The sequence below is a fragment of the Mycobacterium gordonae genome, assembly GCF_001417955.2.
Taxonomy (GTDB): Bacteria; Actinomycetota; Actinomycetes; order Mycobacteriales; family Mycobacteriaceae; genus Mycobacterium; species Mycobacterium gordonae_B.
In genome coordinates this window covers 1-4,187 of the sequence record NZ_LKTM01000104.1, presented here as the reverse complement: position 1 = coordinate 4,187, position 4,187 = coordinate 1, and the positions used below count along the sequence as shown (strand labels likewise).

Sequence of the window (4,187 nt, the reverse complement as noted above, 5' to 3'; positions counted from 1 at the left end):
GGCACCGGCGGACAAGGTGCGGCCGGCGGCGACGGCGGCCAAGGCGGTGCCGGCGGCGCCGCCGGGGCCAGCAACGGCGGCACCGCAGGCGGCCAGGGCGCGGGCGGTCAGGGCGGCATCGGCGGAGTCGGCGGCATCGGCGGACACGGTGGTACCGGCACCGACAACAGCGCCAACCCCGGCATCGCGGGCGGTGCGGGTGGCGTCGGTGGTGTCGGGGGCACGGGTGGTGCGGCGGGCCTCGGCGGCTCCGGGTCGAGCACTGGCGCGTCCGGCACCGCCGGCAACGGCGGCACAGGGGGCGCAGGTGGGACCGGCGGCCAAGGCGGACAAGGCAGCCTCGGTGCCAGCGGTGGCGGCTCCGGCGGGCAAGGTGCGGCCGGTGGTGACGGCGGCCAGGGCGGTGCCGGTGGCGCGGCTGGTGCCAGCAACGGCGGCACCGCAGGTGGCCAGGGCGCGGGCGGTCAGGGCGGCGTCGGTGGGGTCGGCGGCCAAGGCGGACACGGCGGCGTCGGCACCGACAACAGCGCCAACCCCGGCGTGGCCGGCGGTGCGGGCGGTATCGGTGGGGTCGGCGGCACCGGCGGCGCGGCCGGCCTCGGCGGATCCGGATCAAGCACCGGCGCGTCCGGCACCGCTGGAGACGGCGGCCAGGGTGGCGTCGGTGGGACCGGCGGCCAAGGCGGTACCGGCAGCACCGGCGCCACCGGTGGCGGCACCGGCGGCCAGGGGGCGGCCGGTGGGGACGGCGGCCAGGGCGGTGCCGGCGGCGCAGCCGGGGCCAGCAACGGCGGCACCGCAGGCGGCCAGGGCGTCGGCGGTCAGGGCGGGATCGGTGGGGTCGGCGGCGTCGGCGGACACGGCGGCGTCGGCACCGACAACAGCGCCAACCCCGGCGTGGCCGGCGGTGCGGGCGGTATCGGTGGTGTCGGGGGCACCGGCGGCGCGGCGGGCCTCGGCGGATCCGGATCAAGCACCGGCGCGTCCGGCACCGCTGGAGACGGCGGCCTTGGCGGTGCTGGTGGGACCGGCGGCCAAGGCGGCGCCGGAACTACTGGGACCAGCGGAGGCGGCACCGGCGGGCAGGGCGCGGCCGGTGGTGACGGCGGCCAGGGCGGTGCCGGGGGCGCCGCTGGCGCCAGCAACGGCGGCACCGCCGGCATCCAGGGCGCGGGCGGTCAGGGCGGCGTCGGCGGGGTCGGCGGCATCGGCGGACACGGCGGTGTCGGTACTGACAACAGCGCCAACCCCGGCATCGCGGGCGGTGCGGGCGGTATCGGTGGTGTCGGCGGCACCGGCGGTGCGGCGGGTCTCGGCGGGGCCGGGTCGAGCACCGGCGCGAGCGGCACCGCTGGTGACGGCGGCACCGGCGGTATCGGTGGGACCGGCGGTCGAGGCGGTGCCGGAACCACTGGGACCAGCGGAGGCGGCACCGGCGGGCAAGGTGCGGCCGGCGGGGACGGCGGCCAGGGCGGTGCCGGCGGCGCAGCCGGGGCCAGCAACGGTGGCACCGCCGGCGGCCAGGGCGTCGGCGGTCAGGGTGGTGTCGGCGGAATCGGCGGCATCGGCGGACACGGCGGTGTCGGTACTGACAACAGCGCCAACCCCGGCGTGGCCGGCGGTGCGGGTGGCGTCGGCGGGGTCGGCGGCACGGGTGGCGCGGCCGGCCTCGGCGGCTCCGGATCAAGCACCGGCGCGTCCGGCACGGCCGGTGACGGCGGCCTTGGCGGTGCTGGTGGGACCGGCGGCCAGGGCGGACAAGGCAGCCTTGGGACCAGCGGCGGCGGAACCGGCGGACAAGGTGCGGCCGGCGGCGACGGCGGCCAAGGCGGTGCCGGCGGCGCGGCCGGGGCAACCAATGGCGGCACCGCCGGTAGCCAGGGCGCTGGCGGTCAGGGCGGCATCGGCGGGATCGGCGGAATCGGCGGCGCCGGCGGTGTCGGTACCGACAACAGCGCCAACCCGGGCGTGGCCGGCGGTGCGGGCGGTATCGGTGGTGTCGGCGGCACGGGTGGTGCGGCCGGCCTCGGCGGATCCGGATCAAGCACCGGCGCGTCCGGCACCGCGGGTGACGGCGGCACCGGCGGTATCGGTGGGACCGGCGGTCTAGGCGGCGCCGGAACCACTGGGACCAGCGGCGGCGGCACCGGCGGGCAAGGTGCGGTCGGCGGGGACGGCGGCCAAGGCGGTGCCGGTGGCGCAGCTGGTTCCGGCGGCGGCGGGCAGCAAGGCGGCGGCGGTCAGGGCGGCATCGGCGGGGTCGGCGGCATCGGCGGCCACGGCGGCGTCGGCACCGACAACAGCGCCAACCCCGGCGTGGCCGGCGGTGCGGGCGGCATCGGCGGGGTCGGCGGCACCGGCGGCGCGGCCGGCCTCGGCGGCTCCGGATCGAGCACCGGCGCCTCCGGCACCGCCGGAGACGGCGGCCTTGGCGGTGCTGGTGGGACCGGCGGCCAAGGCGGACAAGGAAGCACCGGCGCCACCGGTGGCGGCACCGGCGGACAAGGTGCGGCCGGCGGCGACGGCGGCCAAGGCGGTGCCGGCGGCGCCGCCGGGGCCAGCAACGGTGGCACCGCAGGCGGCCAGGGTGCTGGCGGTCAGGGCGGGATCGGTGGGGTCGGCGGCGTCGGCGGCCACGGCGGCGTCGGCACCGATAACAGCGCCAACCCGGGCCTGGCCGGCGGTGCGGGCGGTATCGGCGGGGTCGGCGGCACCGGCGGCGCGGCCGGCCTCGGCGGATCCGGATCAAGCACCGGCGCGTCCGGCACCGCCGGAGACGGCGGCCTTGGCGGTGCTGGTGGGACCGGCGGCCAAGGCGGCGCCGGAACCACTGGGACCAGCGGAGGCGGCACCGGCGGGCAAGGCGCGGCCGGTGGTGACGGCGGCCAGGGCGGTGCCGGTGGCGCGGCTGGTGCCACCAACGGCGGCACCGCAGGCGGCCAGGGCGCGGGCGGTCAGGGCGGCATCGGCGGAGTCGGCGGCCAAGGCGGCCACGGCGGTGTCGGCACCGACAACAGCGCCAACCCCGGCATCGCCGGCGGCGCGGGCGGTATCGGCGGGGTCGGCGGCACGGGTGGTGCGGCCGGCCTCGGCGGCTCCGGATCAAGCACCGGCGCGAGCGGGACCGCCGGTGACGGCGGCCTTGGTGGCGTCGGTGGGACCGGCGGCCACGGCGGTGCCGGCAGCACCGGCACCAGCGGTGGCGGCACCGGCGGGCAGGGCGCGGCCGGTGGAGATGGCGGCCAGGGCGGTGCCGGCGGCGCGGCCGGAGCCGCCAACGGTGGCACCGCCGGTATCCAGGGCGCGGGCGGCCAAGGCGGCACCGGCGGCCAAGGCGGCCAAGGCGGCACCGGTGGAACCGGCACCGACAACAGCACCAACCCCGGCATCGCGGGCGGCGATGGCGGCCACGGCGGCACCGGCGGCACCGGCGGCGCAGCCGGCAAGGGCGGCACCGGCTCCACCACGGGTGCGGCCGGCACAGCCGGCAACGGAGGCACCGGCGGCGCCGGCGGCACAGGCGGTCAAGGCGGCATCGGAACCACCGGCACCACAGGTGGCGGCACCGGCGGCCAGGGGGCGGCCGGCGGCGACGGCGGCCAGGGCGGTGCCGGCGGTGCCGCTGGCGCCACCAAGGGAGGCACCGCTGGAACCCAGGGTGCTGGCGGCAAGGGCGGCGTCGGAGGCCAAGGCGGCCAGGGCGGCCAAGGCGGCGTCGGTGTCGATAACAGCGCCAACCCCGGCATCGCAGGCGGCGCCGGCGGTATCGGCGGTATCGGAGGCACCGGAGGCGGGGCCGGCAAGGGCGGCAGCGGCTCCACCACGGGCGCGGCCGGCACATCCGGCAACGGCGGCACCGGCGGCGTTGGCGGCATAGGCGGTCAGGGCGGCATCGGAACCACCGGCACCACAGGTGGCGGCACCGGCGGCCAAGGCGCCTCCGGCGGCGACGGCGGCCAAGGTGGCACCGGCGGCGCCGCCGGAGCCACCCATGGCGGCACCGCCGGAACCCAGGGTGCTGGCGGCAAGGGCGGCGTCGGAGGCCAAGGCGGCCAGGGCGGCCACGGCGGTGTCGGCACTGACAACAGCACCAATCCCGGCGTCGCGGGTGGCGATGGCGGCCACGGCGGCACCGGCGGCACCGGCGGCGCAGCCGGCAAGGGCGGCACCGGCTCCACCACGGGTGC

At 80.1% G+C, this 4,187-nt stretch carries 1 protein-coding gene; it reads left to right on the top strand.

Going from position 1 to position 4,187, the window contains the following annotated elements; translation table 11 throughout:
- A partial coding sequence (locus tag AO501_RS40145) for a hypothetical protein (RefSeq protein ID WP_197419817.1) occupies window positions 1-4,187 on the top strand: 4,187 nt, incomplete at both ends.